This is a genomic window from Nocardia sp. NPDC050175 (genome assembly GCF_044459885.1).
Classification (GTDB): Bacteria; Actinomycetota; Actinomycetes; order Mycobacteriales; family Mycobacteriaceae; genus Nocardia.
Map to the genome: position 1 here is coordinate 249,956 of NZ_JBITJI010000012.1, position 23,125 is coordinate 273,080.

The following is a 23,125-nucleotide window of genomic DNA, read 5'->3' on the forward strand; positions in this document are numbered from 1 at the left end:
GGCCGCCGGGGCGCGCGCGACGGATGCGGTGGACCGCACCTCGACGTCCGATACCGTGCGCAGCGGCATCGATCGCTCGCTCCGGAATGACTGTGCAGCAAAGACATTCGGCGCCACAGATCGGCAGCGGGACACGAAAGCGCTTTTCGTTCACTCGTCGGTCACCTGCCTGCCGGTGTCCTGAACCGGGCAGCTGCCTGCGACCGGGCAGTGGCGACAGCCATCGTTGCGCATGGCGAGGTAGCTCGGGCCCTGGGTGGCCGCGGCGGCGTCGTGGATGGTGTCGCGCCACTTGCCGAGGGCTTCGGGGTCGAGCGGCGGTTGCATGCGCTGGGTGGCGCCCTCCTTGCTGCTCGGCTTGGCGACGTACACCAGCCGGGCACCGCCGGGCTCGCCCAGCGCACCGGATTCGCCTGCGGCTGAACCCTGTTCGCCCGCGTCCGATTCGCCAGCAGCCGAGCTCGGTTCGCAAGCGTCCGATTCGCCTTCACCCGAATCCGATTCACCCGCCTCGGCACGCGCTTCCTCGGTGGCCGCGTCGAGCGCACCCATCGCCGCCGCCACCTGATACGTCGCCAGCTGCGCGTGATCGACCGCCGCCTGCTTGGTGACCGGCGACTTCCCGGTCTTCACATCGACGATCACGAAGCGGCCGAGCGCATCCCGCTCCAGCCGGTCCACCCGGCCGCGAATCCGCACGGGCCGTTCGTCTTCCGTGCGCGGCGGCAGCACGCAGTCGACCGGCACCTCGACCCCGGCCTGGGTGAGTTCGCCGCGGGTGTTGCGCACCCACGCCATGAAGGTTTCCAGCATGGTCTCGGTGCGGCGCAGCTCCTGCCTGGAGTGCCAGCCGGACCCGGGATCGACCGACTGCCAGGCCTTGTCGAGCGCGGCACGCACCTGCGCCTCCGGCACCTGCCCGGCCAGCGCCTGGACCAGCGTGTGCACCAGGTTGCCCTTGACGGCGTGCGGGTTGTCGCCGTCGGTGCCGCCGTGTCGTTCCAGCGCCCAGCGCAGCGGGCAGGTGCGCAGCAGCTCCACGGTGGATGGCGACAGGCCCACCGCGCTGTCGTCCTCCTCCCACAGCGTCCGCTGCGAGCTCAATTCGGCTGTGCCATACCAATCATCGGGATGGGTGCCCGGTACGCCCGCGCTGGCCAAGCGGGCCAACTGGTGCGCGGCGCGTTGCCTGCGGTCCGGATCGGACTCGGGATCGCAGACAGCGCCACGCAATTCGGCCACCAGCGAATGCATCACCAGGGCGCGACCGGGGTCGGCGATCGGCAGCGCCCCGGGCTCGCCGTCCTCGTCGTGCCCGAGCAATTCGGCAAGGAACCGCGACGGCACCAGATCCCGTTCGCCCGACACCGATTCCACCGCGGTGACCAGCAAAGAACGCCGCGCCCTGCTGCATGCGACCAGCAGCAGCCTGCGTTCCTCGGCGAGGATCGGCGCCGCGCGGCTCACCTGTTCGCCACCGTCGATGACACCGGCGGTCAGATCGACCAGGTCCTCGGTGTTCAGCAGCGTGCCGCGCGACCGCGGGTTCGGCCAAATCCCTTCCTGCACAGCGGCAACCGCGACCACGTCCCACTCCCGGCCCGCGGCGGCGTGCGCGCTGAGCAGCGCGACGGCCTCCTTCGGCGCGGTGCGCGGCATCGAGCCGTTCGGAATCTCCTGCTGCAGCAGGTATTCCACGAACCCTTCGATGCTCGCGCGGGGCAGCCGGTCCACATAGCCCGCGGCGGCGTCGAACAGCCCGACGGCGGCATCGAGATCGCGGTCGGCCTGCATGCCAACGGCGCCGCCGCGTTCGGACTGCCCGACCCAGCGGCGTTCCAGGCGCGAGGCGGTCCACAGCGCCCACAGCACGTCCTCCAGGCCGGCCCCGCGACGACGCGCCTTGCGGGCCCGTTCCAACGCGTCGAGCACTCGCCGCAGCGGCGCGGCCTCGACATCGGTCAGCCGATCCAGGATTCGCGAGTCCCCGACCCCGATCAGCAGATCCCGCAAGACTTCTGCGGAGGATTGGTCGATGCCGTGTCGCAGCTCGACAGACTCGTCGGAACTCTCGGCGGGCTGGCCGGAGTCAACCGCACCCTGTTGGGGGCTCTCAGCACCCGCGTCGGCCCCGCCGACAGTCCCTTCGGCGCTTGCATCGGGCGAGCTGACGGGCCGTTCGGCAGCCTCGTCGCGCTGCTCGACCTCGTCGGCTTCACTACCTTGTTCGGCCTCGCTGCCCCGCCATTCCGAGTCTTCCGGAGTCCATTCGGGCTCTACGCCATACCAATCGGCGTCATCAGCGTCCCGCTCGAGACTGCCAGGACTCGGTTCAGGCAAGCCGGAACTCCGCTCCGAGCTTTCGATAGTCGGCTCGCCACTCCGCTCGGAATACTCGCTCTCCGGAGCCGCCCGCCCGGACCTGGCCCGGTTCCGCTCGGACTCCAGCACGCTGCGGCGCACACCGCGCCGCAACCGCCGCAGCGTGATCTGATCGGCGCCGCCGAGCGGACCCGCGAGCAGATCCAACGCGTCCTCCGGCTCGAACGCCGAGCCCTTCTCCCCTGCCAGCACCGCCCGCAACGACAGCAGCATCCAGGCCGCACCGCGCCGCCGAGCCAGCGGCGTATCCAGCGCAGGCTGCTGCACCGGCACCCCCGCCGCGAGCAGCGCACGGCGCAGCGGCGGCAACGACAGCGGCACCGACCGGACGATCACCGCCATCCGCGACCACGGCACCCCACCGGTCAGGTGCGCCCGCCGCAGGTGATCGGCGATGAGCGCGGCCTCTTTCGCCGGAGTGGCGAGCACCCGCACCCGCACCTCGGTGCCGTCGTCGGCCGGTTGCTCGGCCCGCTTCGGCAGCGAAAAGCGTTGCGGCGCACTGCCGGGCAACTTGGCTGCGACCCTGGCGACCGCCAGCCGCACCGGCCCGCCGGCCCGATGGTTGTCCCGCAGGATGATGCGCTGTCCGTCCGGCGCGGCCAGATCGGCGACGAAGCGCGCGTCCGCGCCGCGGAAGGCGAAGATGCCCTGATCGGGATCGCCCGCGACGACGGTGGTGTGCGCGCTGTGCCCGATCGCCCTGACCAGAATCGCGGCCTGCGGGTCGAGATGTTGCGCGTCGTCGACCAGCAGGTACCGGATCCGCGCCCGCTCGGCGGCAAGCAGTTCGGCGTCGCCGGCCAGCGCGTCCAGCGCGGCACCGATCAGCTCAGCGGCGTCCAGCGCGGGTGCGGTCGCCTCCGGCGCCTCGACGCCCACCGACCAGCGCAACAGCATCGTCTGCTCGTAGCGCACCGCGAACTTGCCCGCCGCCACCCACTCCGGTTTGCCGTGCTCGCGGCCGAGGCGCACCAGATCCTCCGGCCCGAGCCCGCGTTCGGTGGCGCGCAGCATCAGATCGCGCAACTGTTCGGCGAACCCGCCGAGCGCCAGCGCGGGTTGCAGGCGTTCCGGCCACAGCCCGTCCGCACCTTCGGCGATGTCGATCAGGTCACCGCGCAGCATTTCGCGCAGCACCGCATCCTGTTCGGCACCGGTCAGCAAACGCGGCGGCGGGTTGCCGTGCGCGGTCGCGTGCCTGCGCAGTACCGAGAAAGCATAGGAATGGAGGGTGCGGGCCAGCGGCTCCCTGGTCGCGCCGGGTACTCCGCCCTCGGCGTCGGGACCGGTGAGCGGCGACTCCGACGAAGTGGGTGAGCTCAACCGGGCGGTGATGGCATCGCGGGCCGCGCTCGCCGCCTGCTTCGAATGGGCAAGGACCAGCACGGATTCGGGATCGTCGCCGGCCGCGATGCGGTCGGCCGCGAGATCGACGAGCAGCGCTGTTTTGCCCGTGCCTGGTCCGCCGAGCACCTGCCAGGGCCGCCACCCCGGGCGCATCGGCCCGGCCGCGGCCGCGGCGTCGAACAGCGCGCGAACGTCGGCACCCCAGGCGCGCGGCCTGGGTGCCGCCACGTTCCGGCGAACAAGTCGCACCGCGCTATCCGATCGCACCACGCGGGCTATTGCAACAGACACGACCGACACGCCGACGGCCCCCTCGCGCGACTCGCCCAACGAGTGTTCGCGGCACCGGTCAGAATGGACCGGTGTCTGCTCTGAATGTCTATCGATTCGGCCCGGCGACCGGACCGGCCGTGCTGGCCCTGCACGGCGTGACCGGCCACGGCAAACGCTGGGAACACCTGGCCACCAACCATCTGCCCGACGTCCGGATCATCGCGCCTGACCTGCGCGGACACGGACGGTCGAGCGCACTGCCGCCGTGGACCTTCGAGGCCGTCGTCGATGACCTGGTCGAGTTGCTCGTCGCGGAGACCGCGGAGCCGGTGACTGTGGTCGGGCACTCGTTCGGCGGCGCGAGTGCGTTGCATCTCGCGCGGCGCCGCCCGGACCTGGTCCGCCGGCTCGTGTTGCTGGATCCGGCCATCGCGCTCGAGCCCGATCTGGTCGGCGACATCGCCGAATCACTGCTGGCCGAGCCCGACTACGTATCGGTCGCCCGGGCTCGCGAAGACAAACTCGCCTCCTCTTGGGCTGATGTAGCACCGGACATTCTTGCGGCCGAGCTCACCGAACATCTGGTGCCCACGCCACAGGGCCGATTCGCCTGGCGGATGAGCCTTCCCGCGATCACGTCCTACTGGGGCCAGCTGGCCCGCCCCTTCGTGTTGCCGCCGCAGGACCTGCCGACGGTGCTCGTGCAGGCGTTGAAGGTACAGCCGCCGTTCGTCACGCCCGCGTTCCTGGCCGCGCTCACCGAGCACCTCGGCGACCGCCTCACCGTGCACGAGTGGGACAGCGACCACATGATCCCGCAGGCCCTGCCCACCGAGACGGCCGCGCTGATCCGCTCGGTGCTCTGAGCGATGGCCACCACCGACGATCAGGTCGAGCGGGTTCGAGCCCTGGTGGCGTCGATCCCGCCCGGCCGGGTGGCGACCTACGGCGACATCGCCGCAGCCGCCGGGCTGTCCACGCCGCGCACGGTCGGCTGGATCATGCGTACCGATGCCGCCGACCTGCCGTGGCATCGAGTGATCGGCGCGGGCGGCAAGCCCGCGGCGCATCTGGCGGACCGGCAGTTGCGGCTGCTCGCGACCGAGGGCGTGCCCATCCGCGAGGGACGAGTGAACCTGCGGGCGGCGCGTTTTCCGTTTCCGTAAACGTGCACGGGGCGAGCCGCGCGACGGTTACCGTTGCATCATGTCCACCCGCCTGGCGTGTGTCGTGTTCGATGCAGACCGCCCGCGGTTCATCGCGGACTTCTGGGCCGAATTGCTCGGTTGGGGCGTGACCATCGATCGTCCGGAACAAGTAGACGTGGCGGCCCCCGATCCCGACGGTGCCGACCTGGCCTTATCCTTCCTGCCCGCCGTCCGGGCCAAGCACGGCAAGAACCGCATTCATCTCGACCTGGCCAGCCGTTCGATCGACCATCAGCGCCTGCAGGTGGATCGCGCGCTGTCGCTGGGCGCCCGTCGCGTCGACATCGGGCAGGGCACGGTGCCGTGGGTGGTGCTCGCCGATCCCGAGGGCAACGAATTCTGCGTACTCGAACCGCGCGAGGAATATGTGGACACCGGCGCGGTCGCGGCGATCGTGCTGGATACGCGAGATCCGCTGCGGCTGGCCGAATTCTGGGCCACCGCCGCCGGCTGGCCGGTCGCGCACGGCGGCGAGCAGGTCGCCGGGCTGCGGTCAGCGACCGGGCTCGGCTCGTGGCTGGAGTTCGTGCGCACGCCCGAGGCGAAGTCCGGCCGCAACCTGCTGCATCTGAATCTGGCCTCGTTCGACGATCAGGACGCCGAGGTGGCCAGGTTGCGCGCCGCCGGTGCCACACAGATCGACGGTGTGCACCCGTCGACCGCGCCGAGCCTCACCTTCGCCGATCCAGAGACCAACGAGTTCTGCCTGCTCCGGCCCGTGCGCGACTGCTCGACTGTGTAGGCAGTCCGCAAGGAGCGAATCCTCGAGGCCGCCTCCCGGCCGCACGGCGGCGACGAATTAGCATGTCCGCCATGGTGTACCTAGCTCGAGGCCGCGCTCGGTGACCGCTGCCGACGCGATCGTGCTCGCGGGTGGCCGGGCCAGCCGGATGGGCGGTGTCGACAAACCGGCGATCGTCATCGGTGGTCGGTCCATGCTCGACGCCGCGCTGGCCGCCGTCGCCTCGTGCGCGCACACCGTCGTGGTCGGACCGCACCGGCCCGAGCTGCCGCCGGAGATCAAGCAGACGCGGGAGGTGCCGCCCGGGTCCGGTCCGGTGGCGGCGATCGGTGCCGGGCTGCGTTCACTCGGCTCGGCGGCACCGCTGGTGGTGGTGCTCGCGGCCGATCTGCCGTTCCTGTCCGCCCGGTCGATCACCGAGTTGATCAGATATACCTGCGAATCCGGGGCCGACGCGGTGTTCGCGGCGGACGAGGCGGGGCGGCCGCAGTATCTGATCGGGGTGTGGCGGCGGACCGCGCTGGCGGCGGCGCTCGATGGATTGGATTCGCTGATCAATCAGCCGATGAAGGCGCTGATTCCCGCCGATTCGGCGATCATCGCGCTACCCGGTGTCGCCGACTGCGATACCGACGAGGAGGTCCGGCAGGCCCGCGCCGCGGTCGCCACACCCGCACTTTCCCTGGACGAGGCGCGGAACATCCTGCGCGACAACCTTTCCCGGCTCGTCAGCTACGAAGCCGACCTGCGCTCGGTGCGCGGCGCGGCGCTCGCGGCCCCCTTGGCGGCCGTCGGGCCGCTACCCCGCTTCGACGTCTCCGCGATGGATGGATACGCGGTGGCGGGCGACGGGCCGTGGCGGTTGCGCCGCGATATCGGGTTCGCGGGCGGTCAGCGCCCGGTCGGGCTGCTGCCCGGCGAGGCGGTACGCATCGCCACCGGCGCGCATGTGCCGGACGGCACCACCGGCGTGGTGCGCGACGAATTCGTCCGGGTGGCAGCGGATGACCGCCTGCATCGACTACCGGACACCCCGATCAGGGACGACGTCCGCCGCCGGGGCGAAGACCGGCACCCCGGCGATCTCGTTGCGCCGCAGGGAACTCCGGTCACCGCCGCGTTGATCTCCGCGGCCGCGAGCGTCGAGGTGACCGCGGCGGCGGTGCGCGGACCGGTCCGCGCCAGGATCGTGATGACCGGCGACGAGATCCGCAGCGAGGGTCCGCTGCACAACGGCCAGACCCGCGACTCGATCGGGCCGATCCTGCCGGACCTGCTCTCCTGGTACGGGATTCGCACCACCGATCGGGTGCATCTGCGCGACACCCCGAACGGCTTCGACGAGGTGCTCACCGCACCGCTCGACTGCGACCTGCTGGTGATCGTCGGCGCGACCGGCAGTGGCGCGGCCGATCAGCTACGCGCCGCGGTGGACCGCACCGAGGCACGAGTCCTGGTGCGGCGACTACGACTACGGCCTGGTGGGTCCACGGTCGTCGCCGAACTGGCTTCGGGCACTACGGTTCTCGGCCTACCAGGCAATCCCTTCGCCGCGGTGGCCACCCTGATGGCGCTGGCTCCCGCCCTCGTCGAGGGCCGCACCGGCGGCACCACTCGCCATCCCTTCCTCGGCCCGCTGCACAATGCCGAGGAAATATCGGGACCGGTCGCCCGCATCGTCCCCGCGCGCTTCGCCCCGCAGGGTGGCTGGCTCGGCGACCCGAACATCCGCACCGCCCACCTCGGCGGCCTCGTCGACCGGGACGGCCTGGTCATCGTCCCCGCCGACGCCACCGACGGCGCGACGGTCGAGTTCCTGCCGCTGCCCAGGTAGGAAACCTGTTGCCTCGACGGCAACCACTCGGCAACAATCGGGGCATGGGACGACGCAGCTTCGAGGATCTGGTGGCGGAGGCCGGTGCGGTCTCCGTGGCCGGCTGGGATTTCGGGTGGCTCGATGGGCGGGCCAGCGAGCAGCGGCCGTCGTGGGGGTATCAGCGGGTGCTGGGTGAACGGCTGGGCAAAGCCGCTGCGGCACTGGACATTCAGACGGGCGGCGGCGAGGTGCTCGCCGGAGCCGGGAACCTGCCGCCGCTGATGGTGGCGACCGAGTCGTGGCCGCCGAACATCGCGAAGGCGACGCAACTGCTGCATCCGCTGGGGGTGGCGTTGGTCGCGGATCCGGATGAGCCGCCGTTGTCATTCGGCGACAATGCCTTTGATCTGGTGAGCAGTCGGCATCCGGTCACCGTGTGGTGGTCCGAGATCGCGCGCGTGCTTCGGCCATCCGGCACTTATTTAGCGCAACATGTCGGCGATGCAAGTGTTTTCGAACTCGTCGAGTATTTCATCGGCGCACAAACCGAGGAAATTCGTAAGCGCCGCAATCCGGATGACGATCGGGCCGCGGCGATTGCCGCCGGACTCGAAATCGTCGATCTCCGATACGAACGGTTGCGCGTCGAGTTCGGCGATATCGGCGCGGTCGTGTACTTCCTGCGGAAGGTGCCGTGGATGGTCCCCGACTTCACCGTGGACGGGTACCGCGACCGGCTCCTGGCTATGCACGACGAGATCGAAGCACATGGTCCATTCGTCGCCCACTCGACCCGATTTCTTATCGAAGCACGCAAGCCTTAACGCACCAATATCGCTTCTACCTGGGGAAACTCCCCGGATCGCCGATGCGACAGGCAATTTTCACTTTCCCTTCCGGAATTGCTCGCGGCTCGCTATCGTGAGTGATGTTAGGCGAATATCAATCCCCGGAAAGGACCGAGTGGAGATGGCTGAAAAGTCTAAGAACGCGCCTAAGAAAACGCCGAGGCAGATGGATCGGCAGCAGCAGCAACAGCGCCAGGATCAAAACCAGAACCAGGGCGCAAACCGCCCAGGCGCGAATTCAGATGGCCAGCGCATGCCGAACCAGCGCCAGTCGGACAACGACCGGCGCAATGACGATCAGCGCAGGATGGGCCACAACTAACTGATCCGCACCGCGGGCCGCCGGTTCACTGTGGAACCGGCGGCTGCGGTTGTGGTCGTTCCGATGCGCCTTACGCGCCGACGGCCACCAATAACGAACCATCGCCGCGGCCACGCGCGACCAACGGATCGGGCGTCGGCACCGCGTCGAGCAGGCGCCGCGTGTATTCCGCCGTCGGATGCGCGAAAACCTCTGCTACCGGACCGGTTTCGACCACCGAGCCGTCGCGCAGCACCACCACCCGATCCGCCACCTGATGCACCACCGCGAGATCGTGGCTGATGAACAGGCAGGCGAAGCCGTACTCGGCCCGCAGATCGGCGAACAGATCCAACACCTGCGCCTGCACCGAAACATCCAGCGCGCTGGTCGGTTCGTCCGCGACGAGCAGGCGCGGCGCCAGCGCCAACGCACGAGCGAGAGCAACCCGCTGCCGTTGGCCACCGGACAGCTCACCGGGGCGGCGCGACGCGTAATCCCTGGGCAGCCGGACGGATTCGAGGAGATCGCCTACCTTCGCGCGCACCAAGGAACCCGACGCGACGCGGTGCACCAGCAGCGGCTCACCGATGGCGTCCTCGACGGAACGGCGCGGGTCAAGCGATGCGGCGACGTCCTGGTGCACCAGTGCGACGTGCTTGCGTAAGGCGCGCAATTCCTTGGCGGCGAGGCCGCGCAGCGAAACCCCTTGCAGCTCGACCTGTCCCGCGTGCGCGGGCACGAGGCCGAGCGCGGTGCGGCCGAGAGTGCTCTTGCCGGAACCGGATTCGCCGACCAGGCCGACCACTTCGCGGGCCGCGAGGGTCAGCGATACGTCGTGCAGGGCGCGGAACTCGCCCGCTCCTCCGCGACCGCGGTAGACGACGGTGAGGTCGCTGACCCGCAGCACGGGGGTGGCCTGCTCAGCGTCCGCCGGCGAGCCCACGGCTGGAGCCGCACCGATAGACGGCTGAGCCGTCGCGGGCGCGGTGTCGACCGGCAGGCGTACGGCTGGAGCCGGACCGGTAGACGGCTGAGCCGTCGCAGGCGCGGTATCGACCAGCGGGCGCACGGCTGGGCCGGCTGAACTGGTGGGCAGCGGGGGCGGCCCTGACGAGGTCACTGGCAGTCGAGGTACGGCGGCCAGCAGCGCCTTGGTGTAGTCCTCGCGCGGCGCGGCGAACAGGTCGAACACCGCCCCCTGCTCGACCACCTGCCCGGCGCGCAGCACGACGACCCGGTCGGCGATCTCGGCGACGACACCCAGGTTGTGCGTGATGAACAGGATCGCGGTGCCGTTGGTGCGCTGCAACGTGCGCAGCAGCGCCAGGATCTCCGCCTGCACCGTCACGTCGAGCGCGGTCGTCGGCTCGTCGGCGATCAGCAGATCCGGTTCGCCGGAGAGCGCGAGCGCGATCACCACGCGCTGCTTCTGGCCGCCGGAGAGCTGGTGCGGATACCAGTCGACGCGGCACTCCGGCTCCGGAATGTCCACCAGGCGAAGCAGTTCCACCGCCCGCGCGCGTGCGTCGGACTTCGAGATCCGCCGGTGTGCCCGCAGCGCCTGCGCAATCTGTGTGCCGACCCGCTGCACCGGGTTCAGCGCGGTCTGCGGTTCCTGGAACACCATGGCCGCGCGGGTGCCGCGCAAGGCGCGGAGTCCGGCCTCGGGTGCATCGATGATCTCATTGTCGCCCAACCGGATAGAGCCGGTAGGCCGCGCTCCGTCGGGCAGCAGGCCGAGGACGGCGCGGGCGGTGAGCGACTTGCCGGAACCGGATTCCCCGACCAGCGCGACCACTTCACCACGGCGCACCGCGAAACTGATTCCGTCGATCACAGTGCGTGATCCGAAGCGCACCACCAGATCCTGGATCTCGAGCAGCGCGTCCCCGGTCATCCGATCCTCCTGGCCCGGCCCAAAGCCTGGGCGATCAACAGAAATCCGAGGGTCAGCCCGGCGACTACGGCCAGCGGGCCGATCGCCATCGCCGGGTTGGCGTCCAGATTGCCGATGGATTCCGAAATCAGTGATCCCAGTGAGGGATCCGGTGGTCGCACGCCGATGCCGATGAAGCTCATCGCGCCCTCCAGGAACACCGCCACCGACATGGACAGCGCCAGCTGCACGGCCAGCGGCTCGGCGGCGTTGGGCAGCACATGCTTTCGCAGCGTCCACCACGGCCCCGCACCGATGACCTCGGAGGCCTCGACGAAAGGCAGCTCGCGAACCTGCAGGATCGACGTCCGGATCTGTCTGCCGAAGATCGGGATCTCCGCCGCGATGATGACCACGGCCACCGCGTGCGCGCCCGGCCCGGTGATCGCGGTCAACGCGATCGCGAAGATGAGCGCGGGGAAAGCGAGGATCAGGTCGAATACCCGCTGCGCCAGCACATCCGCGATCGCGTTCATGCTCGACAGCAATCCGGCCAGCGCACCGATCAGCGCGCCGAGCGGGACGGCGAGGAACACGATGAGCAGGTCGATCCGGATACCGTGCAGCACCCGCGCGAGCACATCGCGGTTCAGATGATCGGTGCCGAGCCAGTGTTCGCCGCTAGGCCCCAGCAGATTCGCGCCCGGAATCTGCGCGATCGGATCGTAGGAGGTGAGTACTCCGGCGAAAATGCCTGCCGCGGCGATCACACCGACGAGCAACACGCCGGTCAGCCCCTGGCCGGTGCGGAAGGCACGCAGCAGCGGATGTGGCGGCCGCTCGGAAACCGCTTCCAGCGCAAGGGGTTCGACCGCGACTTCGGTCATGACCGACCACCGATCCGGATCCGCGGATCCAAGTACGCGTGCGCGATATCGGTGAGCAGCTGGATCGCCACGAACACCGAGACCGACAGCAGCAACAGCACCTGCACCACGGGATAGTCGCGACGGCTGATGCCCTGCTCGATGAGCTGCCCGATACCCGGCCAGGCGAACGCCGCCTCCACCAGCACGGCACCGCCGAGCAGCTGCCCGGTCTGCATGCCCAACGCCGTCAACATGGTCGGCAGCGCGTTGCGCAGCGCGCCGCGAGTCACGATCTGCCAGTGCGAGATACCCAGCGACCGAGCCGTGAGCACGTACGGCTTGCCGAGTTCGGTGCGCAACGACTCGGTGAGGAAGCGGGTCAACGCGGCCGCCACCGGCAGCGCGAGGCAGATCGACGGCAACAGCAGGTACTGCACGGCGATATCCGGGCGCGCGATGAAGCCGTCCGGCGGCACGCCGCCCGCGGGCAGCACCGGCAGCGCTACCGCGAACACCAGCACGAGCAGCACGCTGGTCACGAACGTCGGTAGTGCGATCGCCACCGTATTAGCCGCGGCGACAACGGTATTCAGCCAGCGGCTCGGCCACACCACCGAGGCCACGCTGACCACGAGGCTCACCACCACCGCGAGTACCAGCGCTGACACGGTCAGCACCACGGTGTTGGTCAGCCCGCGGCCGACCAGATCGGCGATCTGGCCGCCGATGATGTAGGACCGGCCGAGATCGAAGGTGAGCAGGTCACCGAGCCACGTCATGTACTGCGCCGGAATGGATCGATCCAGCCCGAGCTGATGCCGGATCGCCGCGATCGTCTGCGGGGAGGCGTCCGAACCCGCCAGGGTGGTCGCCGGGTCGCCGGGCACCAGCCGCAGCAGCAGGAAGATCAGCACGGAGGCACCGAACAGCACCAGAACGGCGGAGGGTAAACGCCGCAACAGGTATCGGATCATCGGCGTCAGGCCAGGAAGGCGTCGGTGAGCACGGTCTCGCGGCGCTTGGTCCAGGACAGGCCGTGCACCTTGCTCGCGGTGGCGACCTGCTTGAACCTGGCGCCGATCTCGATCAGGAACAGTCCGTCCAGCAGCTGCTCGCTGAGGGTTTGGTAGGCGCGCACCGCCTCCGGCCCGGTGCCCTGAGTGACCTGCCACGCGGCGTCGGCCGCCGTCACATAGGCGGGCGACTCGTAGTGCGAGGCGTTCTTGCGCGCGTTGAACGGATAGGCGCTGACGGTCAGCGTGGACGGCACGAACTGCGCCCACGAGTGGTCGGTGATCCACAGGCCCGGGAACTGCGCGCCGACAAGCCTTTTGATGAAGGTGGCCGAATCGATCGGATCCAGGGTGACCTCGACGCCGATCTCGGCGAGGTTCGCCTGCACGATCTGCGCGGCCGATTCGTAATAGGGCGTGCTGGTTTCGTAGGTCAGCGGCAGCTTCGGCGGCTTGGGCAGCTGAGCGAGCAGCTGCTTGGCCTTGGTGAGGTCGCGGGCGTACTTGGTGTTGCGGTTGCCGTCGAAGGCGGGAGAGGTCTTGGGCCACGGCAGGTTCAGCGGATAGCCCGAGCCGCGGAACACCTCGGCGATGATCCGTTCGCGGTCGATCGCGTACGCGACGACCTGCCGCAGGCGCACGTCGGCCAGGGCCGGATCCTGCACGTTCGCACCGACATACAGCTGCAGTTCGGCGCCCTCGTAGTCGATGGTCTTGAATCCGCTGTTCTTGGCGAGGTTTTCGTTGTCGCGGTAGTTGAGGTCGTGGGCCAGCGCGATCTGACCGGACTTCAGCGAGTTCACCAGCGCCTGGCTGTCCGGGATGATCGCGACCTCGACCCGGTCCAGGTACGGGCGCTCGGGCACCCAGTACTGCTCATTCTTCTCGAAGATCAGCTGGGTGTTCGGGATGCGCTGGGTCAGCTTGAACGGGCCGGTGCCGACGAACTTGTCGCCGGTCGCGAGCTGCTCGATGGATTCGCTGTCCAGGATCGGCGCGGTGTCGAGCAGGTCGAAGATATTGCCGAGCGGATGGGCGAATTGCAGCACGATGCGATGCGGCGCGCTGGTGTCGAAGGTGGTGATCGCCGCGGCTGTGCTCTTCAGCTGTGCCGACCATTTGGGGTCGGCGTAGGTGCGCAGCGAGAACTCGACGTCCTTCGAGGTGAAGGGTCGGCCGCTGTGGAACTTGACGTCGTCGCGCAGTTCGACGGCCAGCGAAAGTCCGTCGGGCGCGAGATTCCACGACTTCGCCAGTCGCGGTGCGGGTTCCAGCTTGTCGTTCGGGTAGCGGGTCAGCGTCTCGTAGACCAGTCCGATCACCGCGGGCGTCGCGCCGGTGTTGGTCAGCAAGTTTCCGGGGACGATGTCCACCGGCGTGCCGACCTTCAAGGTGCCGCCGCGGACCGGCGCGGCATTGTCACCGGCCGACTTCTGCTCGCTCACCGCCGACGTGCAGGCTGCGAGTGCGCCGGTGCCGAAGATCGCGAGCGCGGCAATGCCGGTGCCACGCAAAAAATTACGGCGATCTAACCCGCCGATGGAAGAGCTCATCTGACAAATCCTCGAAGACACACCGGCCGGGACATGGGCCGACTACGGCGCCGCAGTGGCGCCGGGAGAAGGGCAAAGAATCAGCGGTGGCAGGCGTCAGCCACGCGACGGACAACACGAACAGCAGGGGTCCTGCGCGCACTCCACCTGGGGAGCGCAGGGCTGATTCGAGTCCATGCCGGTGACGCTAACAGGTAGCGACCGCGCGGGCACCGGTTCCGCGCATCGTGCGCGAAATGCTGGTGACCTGGACATATTCCACTATTTACTGGAAGGATGCCTGTTCCCTCCCATGCACGCGGTTACGAGTCCTTTGCCAGCACCATCGGACGCACCACCGCGGATTCGACCCCCGAGTGGACCTACCCGCCGACGGCACCGGCGGACGCGCCGAACATCATCGTGGTGCTGGTCGACGACATGGGATACAGCGACATCGGGCCGTTCGGCTCCGAAATCGACACGCCCACCTTGGATCGGCTGGCCGCGCGCGGTGTCCGCCTGACGAACTATCACACCACGCCGCTGTGCTCGCCCTCGCGGGCCGCGCTGCTGACCGGAATCAACTCCCACCGTGCGGGTTTCGGCTTCGTCGCGAACGCCGATCCCGGATATCCCGGCCTGCGACTGGAACTCGCCGATGACGTGCTCACGCTGCCGGAGATCCTGCGCACCAACGGATACGCGACCTACGCGGTCGGCAAATGGCATCTGGTGCGCGACGCCACGATGAACCCTGCGGCGCACCGGGATTCGTGGCCGACCCAGCGCGGTTTCGACCGCTACTACGGCTCGCTGGAGGGCCTGAACTCCTTCTACTATCCGAATCAGCTGGTGTCGGACAGTTCCGTCGTCGACGTCGAGGAGTACCCGGAGGGCTACTACCTGACCGATGACCTGACCGACAAGGCGATCTCCTACATCAAGGACTTGCGCGCGCACGATTCGACCAAGCCGTTCTTCCTCTACTTCGCGCACGTCGCCATGCACGGCCCGCTGCAGGCCAAGCCCGACGATCTGGCCAAGTACCGCGGCCGCTACGCCGAGGGCTGGGACAAGCTGCGGCAGAACAGGTTCGCCGCGCAGCTGGCGCAGGGCCTGTTTCCCGAGGGTACCCAGCAGAAGCCACGCAACACCGAGCCCGGTTACGAAGCGGCGGAGTGGGATTCGCTCTCCGAGGACGAGCAGCGACGCTTCGCCAGGTACATGGAGGTGTACGCGGGCATGGTCGACAGCATCGACCAGAGCCTCGGGCGCATCCTCGACACCCTGGAACAGCTCGACGAGCTCGACAACACCATCGTGGTGTTCACCTCCGACAACGGCGGCACCGCCGAGGGCGGCCCGGAGGGAACCCGCACCTACTTCGCCGAATTCGCGCACATCGACGACCCGGACTGGGTCGGCGACGTCCCGCTCGACGAGGAATTGATCGGCACCGCGCAGCTCGGCGTGCACTATCCGCGCGGCTGGGGGCAGGCGTCGAACACGCCGTTCCGCTTCTACAAGGGACAGACGTTCGCCGGCGGCGTGCGGGTGCCGTTGCTCGTGTCCTGGCCGAAGGGGCTGGCGCGGACCGACGACGACAACGGCATCCGGCACGAGTACGCCTACGTCACCGACCTCGCGCCGACGCTGCTGGAGCTGGCCGGGTTGCAGCGGCCGAGCGTGCGTAACGGACTGCCCGCCAAGGAGTTCGATGGCATCTCCGCCGCCGAGTTGCTGCGTGATCCGCAGGCACTCACCAGGCACACCGAGCAGTATTCCGAGATGACCGGACATCGCGGCTTCTATCGCGACGGCTGGAAGTTGTTGTCGCTGCACGAGCGCGGCGCCGACGTCGACGCGCCGAATTGGCAGCTGTTCGATGTGCGCGCCGATCCGACCGAGCTGCACGACCTTTCGGCTCAGTTCCCGGAGAAGGCCGCCGAGCTGGCTGCCGCCTGGGACGAATCCGCCTGGGCCAATACCGTTTTCCCGCTACTCACCCGGCAGGACCTGACCCGCAGGCGGCCCGAGGAGCGACGGTTCAGCGAGCCGCTGCGGCTGCTGCCCGGCACGCCCACGTTGGAGCGCTATCGCTCACAACGCCTGATCGCTTACCGGGACTTCACGATTACCGCGGAGCTGGACAACTATCAGCCCGGCGACGAGGGAGTCCTTGTCGCACACGGTGATCCGCTCGGTGGCTATCTGCTGTACATCGAAGACGGCTGGCTGACGTTCGGAGTGAACAGCTACGGCAGGTACGACGCGGTGTCGACGGGTCCGCTCGCGCCGGGTACCCGGCGGATTTCAGTGTCCGCGACGGTGCGTCCGCGCCTGCGCTGGGATTTCGGCATCGAGGTCGACGGCACCCGCGTCGCCGAACTCCGCGACCAGGTGCAACTGGTCGGCATGTCGCCGTGGACCGGCATCTCCGTCGGCGTCGACGCCCGCGGGCCGGTGTCCTGGGACCTGCGGGAGCGCCGTGGCGCCTTCCGCTACACCGGCACACTGCGCGCGATCACCTACACCCCCGGCCCGATCCGAGTGCCGACCGGCACCATCGAGGCGGTGGAGCGGGAAGCGGAATTCGTTGCGGAATAAGCGGATCGGCGCTTACCTCGGAGGTAATTGTCCGGCCCCGGTGTGCGGCCTACGTTCGGATCGGCGTCGTGTTTCGGCGACGTCACCGAACAAAGGAACAGTTCATGTCCGCCTATGGCTTCGCCCATCTGCGCGCCCGCAGGCCGCACGCCGACATCCTCGAGTACCTGGAGCGCATTCAGGACACCTTGGATCCGTTCCACGGTCGCTTCGTCATCCACGGCCCGCCCGCCGAGATCGCGGAGGGCAACTGGCCCGGCAGCATGGTGCTGATCGAATTCCCCGATCTGGACACGGCACGGGCGTGGTACCGCTCCCCCGCGTATCAGGCGATCATCCGGCTGCGCACCGATCACATCGATGGCGATCTGCTGCTGATCGAGGGCGTCGGTCCGAGCTACGACCCGCGCGAACGGGCCGCGAAGCTGCGCGCCGAGGCCGCTGTCGGGTAAACCGGCTCGCGCATCCACTTGCTGTCAGTGATCGACTGCGGACATTCGGCCGACTTTCTCCGAACCACTCCTGTCCGATACCGTTGACCAGGCACAACACGGCTCCACGCGATAAAGGATGCGCCTGATGGACGACAGTTCTCTGATCTGGGACGACGGTGCGCTGGTCACCATCGACCAGCGTGGGCTGCCGCACGAAGTCCGCGAGCTGCGGCTCGGCACGGTCGATGCGGTCATCGACGCCATTCAGGCGCTGGCCATTCGTGGCGCGCCTGCCATCGGCATCGCGGGGGCGTTCGGCGTTGTCATCGCCACCATCGCGCACACCGTCGACGGCGTGGTGGACGAGGTACGAGCGCAGGCCGACGCCGACCGCATCGCGGCCGCCCGGCCGACCGCGGTGAACCTCGCGTGGGCGGTGCGACGGGTGCGCGCCAAGGTCGCGCAGGGCGCCGACGCCGTGCTCACCGAAACCCTGGACATGCTCGCCGAGGACGGCCGGGTCAACCGGGCCGCCGCGACGCACGCCGCCGATCTCGTGCAGCGACTCTGCCCGGACCGGCCGCTGCGCGTGCTCACCCACTGCAATACCGGACGGCTCGCGACGAGCGCGTTCGGCACCGCGATCGGCACGCTGCGAGTGCTGTCCGATCGTGGTGCGATCGAGAACGTACTGGTCGACGAGACCCGGCCGCTGCTGCAGGGCGCGCGGCTCACGACCTGGGAACTCGCCGAGGCGGGGATTCCGCATCGGCTGACCATCGATTCCGCGGCCGCGTGGGCCATGGCGACCGGGCAGGTCGACTGTGTGCTGGTCGGCGCGGATCGGGTCACCGTGAACGGGGATGTGGCGAACAAGATCGGCACGTATTCGCTCGCGCTCGCGGCTCGGCATCACGGGATTCCGTTCATCGTGGTGGCGCCGGAATCGACCCGCGATCCGAACATGGCGACCGGGCGCGACATCGTGGTAGAGGAACGGGCGGCCGCCGAGGTGATCGGATTCGGTGGTGTCGCAACGGCTCCCGAGGGAACCGAGGTTTTCAATCCGGCCTTCGATGTGACGCCAGGCGAATTGGTGACGGCGGTCGTCACGGAGTTGGGTGTGGTGCATGGTGCGTCGGCCCTGGCCGTCGATGATGCGAATCTCCTGCCCGGCAAGGCAATTGCCGATATCGCGCGCGGGCTGTACCAGCGTGGGTGGATGCCGGGCACCGCTGGCAATATCTCGGTACGGACCGGCGAGACGGCCGTGATCACCGGCAGTGGCTTGTCCAAAGGTGAACTCACCGAACACGATATGGTGACCGTCCAGGTGGCGGATTCGGCACCGATCGCGGGCAGCAGCCGGAAACCCTCGGCGGAGACCACAATTCACACTGCGGTGTATCGAGCCACTGCCGCCCAGGCCGTCGTGCACATTCACCCGCCTTACGCCACAGCGCTGGCAACCCGCTCGGGCGCATCCGCCGAGGTGACCTTCCTGCGCATCACCGACTACGAGCTGATCAAGGGTCTCGGCGGCACCGATCCCGCGGCCATCGACATCCCGGTGTTCCCCAACTGGCCGGATGTGCCGCGCATCGGCGCCGATATCGAGCGCTACCTCACCGATCACCCGGCCGCTCCCCCGGTCCTGTTCATCTCCGGGCACGGGATCACCGCATGGGGGGACAATCTTTCCCAGGCGCGCGATCGCGCCGAATGCCTGGAAGCCTTGTGCGAGCTGGTCGCCCGCACCGGGCGGCGGCAGGCCTTCGGTGCGCGCGACGAGACTCTCGAGATTGGACTGACATGACCCTGCTCCAGGTGATGGCCGCCGACAACGCGGCCGACGTGTGGGTGCGAACCACCGACGACGCGGTGATCGGCACCGAATTGGCAAAGCACGGCATCACTTTCGGTCACTGGCCGGTGGTGGACAACGCCGCCGCGGTCGACTCCGATGAGCTGCTCACGCACTACACCGACCAGGTCGCCGAACTGAACGAGTCCGGGCGCTACAAGCACATCGACATCGCCCGCATCCACCCGGACGACGCCAACCCGGAGTGGCCGCAGATCGCCAAGGGCGCGCGGGAGAAGTTCCTCAACGAGCACCGGCACGCCGAGGACGAGGTCCGCTACTTCGCCGCCGGCCGCGGCTGCTTCTACCTGCACCTCGGGCACGAGGTACTGGCCGTCGTCTGCGAGGGCGGCGACCTGCTCTCGGTGCCCGCCGGCACGCTGCACTGGTTCGACATGGGCAGCCGACCCGACTTCATCGCCATCCGCTTCTTCGAGGAGGAAGACGGCTGGGTCGGCGATTTCAGCGGCGACCGGATCAGCGAAGGGTTCCCGACCCTCGACGAACTGCTCACCAACTCATGATCACGACGGTAGTTGTCGACATCGAAGGAACCACCAGCCCGACCAGTTCGGTGCGCGAGGATCTGTACGGCTATACCCGCGAACGGCTTCCGGCTTGGTTGGCCGAAAACCGTACGGACGCCGCGGTTCCCATCATCGCCGCCACCCGGGAACAGGCCGGGCGGCCCGAGGCCGACACCGACGAGGTTGCCGCCATCCTGCGGGGCTGGCTCGATACCGACGTCAAGGCAGAGTCGCTCAAGACGGCCCAGGGACTGATCTGCGCGGAAGGTTTCCGCAACGGCGCGCTGCACGGTGAGTTCTTCGCCGACGTGCCACCGGCGCTGCGCGCCTGGCACGCCGACGGTCTCGCGCTGTACGTGTATTCGTCGGGATCTATTCGCAACCAACAGGATTGGTTCGCGTTCGCCCGCGGCGGCGAGCTGGCCTCATTGATCAGCGGCCACTTCGACCTGTCCACCGCGGGCGGCAAACGCGAGGCCGCGTCCTACGAGAAGATCGCGGGCGCCATCGGTGTCCCCGCCGACCGCATCCTCTTCCTGTCCGATCACCCGGACGAGGTCGACGCGGCCGTCGCGGCGGGCTGGCATGCGATCGGTCTCGCCCGCCCCGGCGAGCCCAATCCGCCACGCCCACCGCATCGTTGGGTCGATACGTTCGCCGACGTGGACCCTCGGGCGCTGTAGCGGATCAGCTCAGCGACTCGACCACCTTCGCGATCCGCCGGGCCCGCGTCTCCGCGCGCTTTGCCTCGATGACCGCCGTGACATGTTCGCGGCGCCGCGAATAGGACAGCGCATCGAACGCGGCGCGCAGCCCGGCGGATCGCAGTGCGTCGGCCAGGTCGTCCGGAACCTCGACGGTTCGCTCGCCCTCGTCGCGCACTACGGTCACCACAACGCGGTCACCGGCCTGCTTGCCCAGCTCGGTGCGGATCGCCTTCAGCATGCCGAGGCAAGGCCCAGCACCCATGTCGGAGATAGAGCCGCGATACTCGACGCCGTCGAAGGCCGCCGCAACCGCAATCCGGCCGCCTCCGCCCAGCGCCACGACAACCTTGTCCGGCACCGCAACGTACGCACCGCCACCGGCCCCGGACTCGATCGTCGCCTCGAATTCCGCCATGAACCCGACCCTAACCCCGCACCTACGCGTTGTCGTACGCGTCCTGCAGAGTCTTGATATCCAGCTTGGACATACTTCGCAGCGCCGTCCCGACCGCGATCGTCTTGGCCGGGTCATCACCACTCATCAGCGTCGACAAAACCGCAGGCGTTACCTGCCAAGACAGCCCGAACCGATCAGTCAGCCACCCGCACGGCCCCGGCTCGCCACCCTCGACAAGCGCATCCCACAACTGATCGACCTCCTCCTGAGTCTCCACAACCACCTGCAGCGAGGCCGCATCAGTCAACGGATGCCCCGGCCCACCATTCATCAACGTCACCGACTGCCCATCGAGCTCGACCGAAACAACAAACGCCACCCCCTCCGAGTTCCGGGCAACATCGGTGATCCGCGAGTTAGGCACCAGCGCCGTATACAGAGTGGCCGCTTCCTCAGCCGCACTCTCGAACCAGAAGAAAGTATTGATAGACATGACGGCTCCTAACCGTGGTGTATGACTTGCTGTCACCCCTTGGTCGGAGCCACCATCCCCACTTCGACCTATCTCGCCAAATTCCCCGAAGGCTTTTTCCGCCCGGTCCGACCAGGCCTTTCAGCAAGGTCAGCGTAGCTGTCCGGACTGCGCCTAGTCGTCGACGAAAAGGTCATCGACCTCGGCAATCGTCACCGACCGATCGAGCCAACCGCGCAGCACACCAAGGTCGGTGCACGACGTGATGCGGTCCCGCACATCGTTCCCAACGACGAATCCACGACTCTCCAGGATCCGCAGAATGCCTATGACACGTCCCACGGTCAGCCCCTCGATCCACCCTTCGATCCATCCCTCATCCCGCAGGCGTTGTGAGGTCTCCGAGCGGAAGAACGCCAGGTCAATCGGCATGCTGGCCTCCAGGTCGGGCAGCGCGCCGATTATGCATGTCGATCGTCGACAAAGAGGTCGGCAGCGTTGGGCACCGTCGCCGAACGACGGAGCCATGCACGCAGCACGTCCTGGTCTTCGCACGATGTGATGCGCAGATGAGCATCGGGCGGAACTTCGATCGATCGCGCATCGAGGATGTCGAGAATGCTTCTGACGACCGCCTTGGTCTTGCCTTTGGTCAGGCCCTCGGCCAAACCCACGGTCCGCCCCTCTTCACGCAGGCGCTGCGAGGTCTCCGAGCGGAAGAACGATGGGTCGAGCGACATCAGGTGCCTCCAAGTTTCGGCGGCCTGGCCAATGCCAAGGCCGAGTTCGGTGAGTTCGGCGAAGACGTGGGCGTCTTCTTCGTCGATCCCTCGCAATGCGGCGGCCAGCGACTTCAGTATCGCATCAATGCATGGGTCTTTGGCGTGCGTCATTGCGGAAAGGGTGGCTAGTGGGACGTCGGCGGCCGCGATGGCCGGATCGGTGACGACGGGCACGTTGTCCGGCCCGAGGACGAGGGGGGACATGGTGAGGCTGCCGGCCCAGAACGACGGTCCGAGCTGGGCGGTGCGGGCTGCCCATTCTGCGGTGCGGCGGTCATGGCAGACGACCAGCAGCACCGCCGGAAGGCGGTACTTCGCGTGGGCGTGGGCCAGGTAGTAGGCCCACGCCGAGGGTTTGTCCGGGTCGTCTTCGCCTTGCGCCTCGACAAGTAGCAGAAACTTGCCTGACGGCGTAGTGAACCGTAATAGGGTGTCGACTCGGCGCTCGAGCGGTCTGATCTCGGTGAGATCAGTTGGTAGCAAAGCTACTTCGCTCGGGTCGCCCAGGGGGACATTCAACGCGTGGAATGCACGCGCGAACATCTCTGGGTGGTGCTGGAAGATCCGGTGCAACGCTTCATGTTGGGAACCGACCATGCCGACGAAGATACCTCGAGATTCGAAAATATGTTCGAGTCACAATATGGTTGCGGACCAGGTCAGGCGCAGGGTGGGGCGGGGGCGTCTTCGAAGAGGGGTTTGCCGGTGGGTGGGGCGTAGACGACGTCGAGGATGAGGGGGTCGGGGCCTAGGTTGCGGCCGATGTGGACGTTCCAGTCGCCTTCGGGTTCGTAGATGAAGTCGCCTGCGTGGTAGATGGGGGCGATGCAGTCGGGGCCGGGGTGGGTGAGGGTGCCTGCGCGGATGATGCCGAAGACGGGGCCGTCGTGGTAGTGCCAGCCGGTGGAACCGCCTGGGGCGATGGTGATTTCGCGGACCACGAAGTCGGTGCCCGCGACGAACGGGAGCAGTCCGGCGGGGATCTGGGCTTGGGTGAGGGTGACGGCGGTGATGTCCGTGCCGGGAGTGGCGTCGGCGGGAGCGCCGGTGCAGAGGGCGGCGCCGAGCAGGAACGCGACGGCGGTTGCGCGTGTGAATGGCGTCATCGCGGGAGCATAT

Annotated in this window: 21 protein-coding genes; 11 read left to right on the forward strand and 10 right to left on the reverse strand. The window is 68.2% G+C overall.

Annotated features, from left to right (window positions below; all coding sequences use genetic code 11):
* Positions 1–150 precede the first annotated feature (150 nt).
* Positions 151–3,981, reverse strand: a complete 3,831-nt coding sequence (locus ACIBK2_RS34405) for a PD-(D/E)XK nuclease family protein (RefSeq protein WP_396973493.1) — start codon at positions 3,979–3,981, stop codon at positions 151–153.
* A 113-nt stretch (positions 3,982–4,094) separates the two neighbouring features.
* Between ACIBK2_RS34405 and ACIBK2_RS34410 the strand changes: the two genes are divergently transcribed.
* From ACIBK2_RS34410 to ACIBK2_RS34435, 6 genes are all read left to right on the forward strand, one after another.
* Entirely contained in the window at positions 4,095–4,871 is a 777-nt protein-coding gene (locus ACIBK2_RS34410) for an alpha/beta hydrolase (protein WP_396973495.1), read from the forward strand.
* Positions 4,872–4,874: 3 nt separating this feature from the next.
* Positions 4,875–5,171 (forward strand): MGMT family protein, encoded by a 297-nt coding sequence (locus ACIBK2_RS34415; protein WP_357380677.1) that lies wholly within the window; start codon positions 4,875–4,877, stop codon positions 5,169–5,171.
* A 40-nt stretch (positions 5,172–5,211) separates the two neighbouring features.
* Positions 5,212–5,955, forward strand: a complete 744-nt coding sequence (locus ACIBK2_RS34420; RefSeq protein WP_396973497.1) for a VOC family protein — start codon at positions 5,212–5,214, stop codon at positions 5,953–5,955.
* 100 nt (positions 5,956–6,055) lie between these two features.
* Positions 6,056–7,789 carry an NTP transferase domain-containing protein gene (locus tag ACIBK2_RS34425; RefSeq protein ID WP_396973499.1) on the forward strand — a complete coding sequence of 578 codons (1,734 nt, stop codon included), beginning with the start codon at positions 6,056–6,058 and terminating at the stop codon, positions 7,787–7,789.
* A gap of 44 nt (positions 7,790–7,833) precedes the next feature.
* On the forward strand, positions 7,834–8,595 hold the full coding sequence (locus ACIBK2_RS34430; RefSeq protein WP_396973501.1) for a methyltransferase domain-containing protein: 762 nt from the start codon (positions 7,834–7,836) through the stop codon (positions 8,593–8,595).
* 145 nt (positions 8,596–8,740) lie between these two features.
* Positions 8,741–8,941 (forward strand): hypothetical protein, encoded by a 201-nt coding sequence (locus ACIBK2_RS34435; protein WP_379285514.1) that lies wholly within the window; start codon positions 8,741–8,743, stop codon positions 8,939–8,941.
* A 70-nt stretch (positions 8,942–9,011) separates the two neighbouring features.
* Here the strand turns inward: ACIBK2_RS34435 and ACIBK2_RS34440 are convergent, their stop codons facing one another.
* From ACIBK2_RS34440 to ACIBK2_RS34455, 4 genes are read right to left on the reverse strand one after another with little or no spacing between them, the layout of a single operon-like run.
* Positions 9,012–10,820 (reverse strand): dipeptide ABC transporter ATP-binding protein, encoded by a 1,809-nt coding sequence (locus ACIBK2_RS34440; protein WP_396973504.1) that lies wholly within the window; start codon positions 10,818–10,820, stop codon positions 9,012–9,014.
* A complete protein-coding gene (locus ACIBK2_RS34445; protein WP_396973506.1) occupies positions 10,817–11,686 on the reverse strand; it encodes an ABC transporter permease in 870 nt (289 codons plus the stop codon). The genes ACIBK2_RS34440 and ACIBK2_RS34445 overlap by 4 nt, the downstream gene beginning before the upstream one ends.
* Complete coding sequence (locus ACIBK2_RS34450) at positions 11,683–12,642, reverse strand: ABC transporter permease (RefSeq protein WP_396973508.1); 960 nt, start codon at positions 12,640–12,642, stop codon at positions 11,683–11,685. Before ACIBK2_RS34450 ends, ACIBK2_RS34445 begins: the two co-directional genes overlap by 4 nt.
* A gap of 5 nt (positions 12,643–12,647) precedes the next feature.
* Entirely contained in the window at positions 12,648–14,234 is a 1,587-nt protein-coding gene (locus ACIBK2_RS34455; RefSeq protein ID WP_396973510.1) for an ABC transporter substrate-binding protein, read from the reverse strand.
* A gap of 276 nt (positions 14,235–14,510) precedes the next feature.
* On the opposite strand from ACIBK2_RS34455, the gene ACIBK2_RS34460 reads away from it, so the two are divergent.
* From ACIBK2_RS34460 to mtnC, 5 genes are all read left to right on the forward strand, one after another.
* A complete protein-coding gene (locus ACIBK2_RS34460) occupies positions 14,511–16,823 on the forward strand; it encodes an arylsulfatase (protein WP_396973511.1) in 2,313 nt (770 codons plus the stop codon).
* A gap of 104 nt (positions 16,824–16,927) precedes the next feature.
* On the forward strand, positions 16,928–17,275 hold the full coding sequence (locus ACIBK2_RS34465; protein WP_396973512.1) for a DUF1330 domain-containing protein: 348 nt from the start codon (positions 16,928–16,930) through the stop codon (positions 17,273–17,275).
* 127 nt (positions 17,276–17,402) lie between these two features.
* Positions 17,403–19,073 carry an S-methyl-5-thioribose-1-phosphate isomerase gene (gene mtnA, locus ACIBK2_RS34470; RefSeq protein WP_396973514.1) on the forward strand — a complete coding sequence of 557 codons (1,671 nt, stop codon included), beginning with the start codon at positions 17,403–17,405 and terminating at the stop codon, positions 19,071–19,073.
* Positions 19,070–19,645 carry a 1,2-dihydroxy-3-keto-5-methylthiopentene dioxygenase gene (locus ACIBK2_RS34475; RefSeq protein ID WP_396973516.1) on the forward strand — a complete coding sequence of 192 codons (576 nt, stop codon included), beginning with the start codon at positions 19,070–19,072 and terminating at the stop codon, positions 19,643–19,645. Before mtnA ends, ACIBK2_RS34475 begins: the two co-directional genes overlap by 4 nt.
* Positions 19,642–20,331, forward strand: a complete 690-nt coding sequence (gene mtnC / locus ACIBK2_RS34480; RefSeq protein WP_396973518.1) for an acireductone synthase — start codon at positions 19,642–19,644, stop codon at positions 20,329–20,331. The genes ACIBK2_RS34475 and mtnC overlap by 4 nt, the downstream gene beginning before the upstream one ends.
* 4 nt (positions 20,332–20,335) lie before the next feature.
* On the opposite strand, the gene ACIBK2_RS34485 is transcribed toward mtnC, so the two are convergent.
* The 5 genes from ACIBK2_RS34485 to ACIBK2_RS34505 form a co-directional block, all read right to left on the reverse strand.
* Entirely contained in the window at positions 20,336–20,770 is a 435-nt protein-coding gene (locus ACIBK2_RS34485; RefSeq protein ID WP_396973520.1) for a YdeI/OmpD-associated family protein, read from the reverse strand.
* 22 nt (positions 20,771–20,792) lie between these two features.
* Positions 20,793–21,245 (reverse strand): VOC family protein, encoded by a 453-nt coding sequence (locus tag ACIBK2_RS34490; protein WP_396973522.1) that lies wholly within the window; start codon positions 21,243–21,245, stop codon positions 20,793–20,795.
* 153 nt (positions 21,246–21,398) lie between these two features.
* Entirely contained in the window at positions 21,399–21,656 is a 258-nt protein-coding gene (locus ACIBK2_RS34495) for a hypothetical protein (RefSeq protein ID WP_396973524.1), read from the reverse strand.
* Positions 21,657–21,685: 29 nt separating this feature from the next.
* On the reverse strand, positions 21,686–22,603 hold the full coding sequence (locus tag ACIBK2_RS34500; protein ID WP_396973526.1) for a hypothetical protein: 918 nt from the start codon (positions 22,601–22,603) through the stop codon (positions 21,686–21,688).
* Between the two features lie 62 nt (positions 22,604–22,665).
* On the reverse strand, positions 22,666–23,112 hold the full coding sequence (locus ACIBK2_RS34505; RefSeq protein ID WP_396973528.1) for a cupin domain-containing protein: 447 nt from the start codon (positions 23,110–23,112) through the stop codon (positions 22,666–22,668).
* Positions 23,113–23,125: the final 13 nt, after the last annotated feature.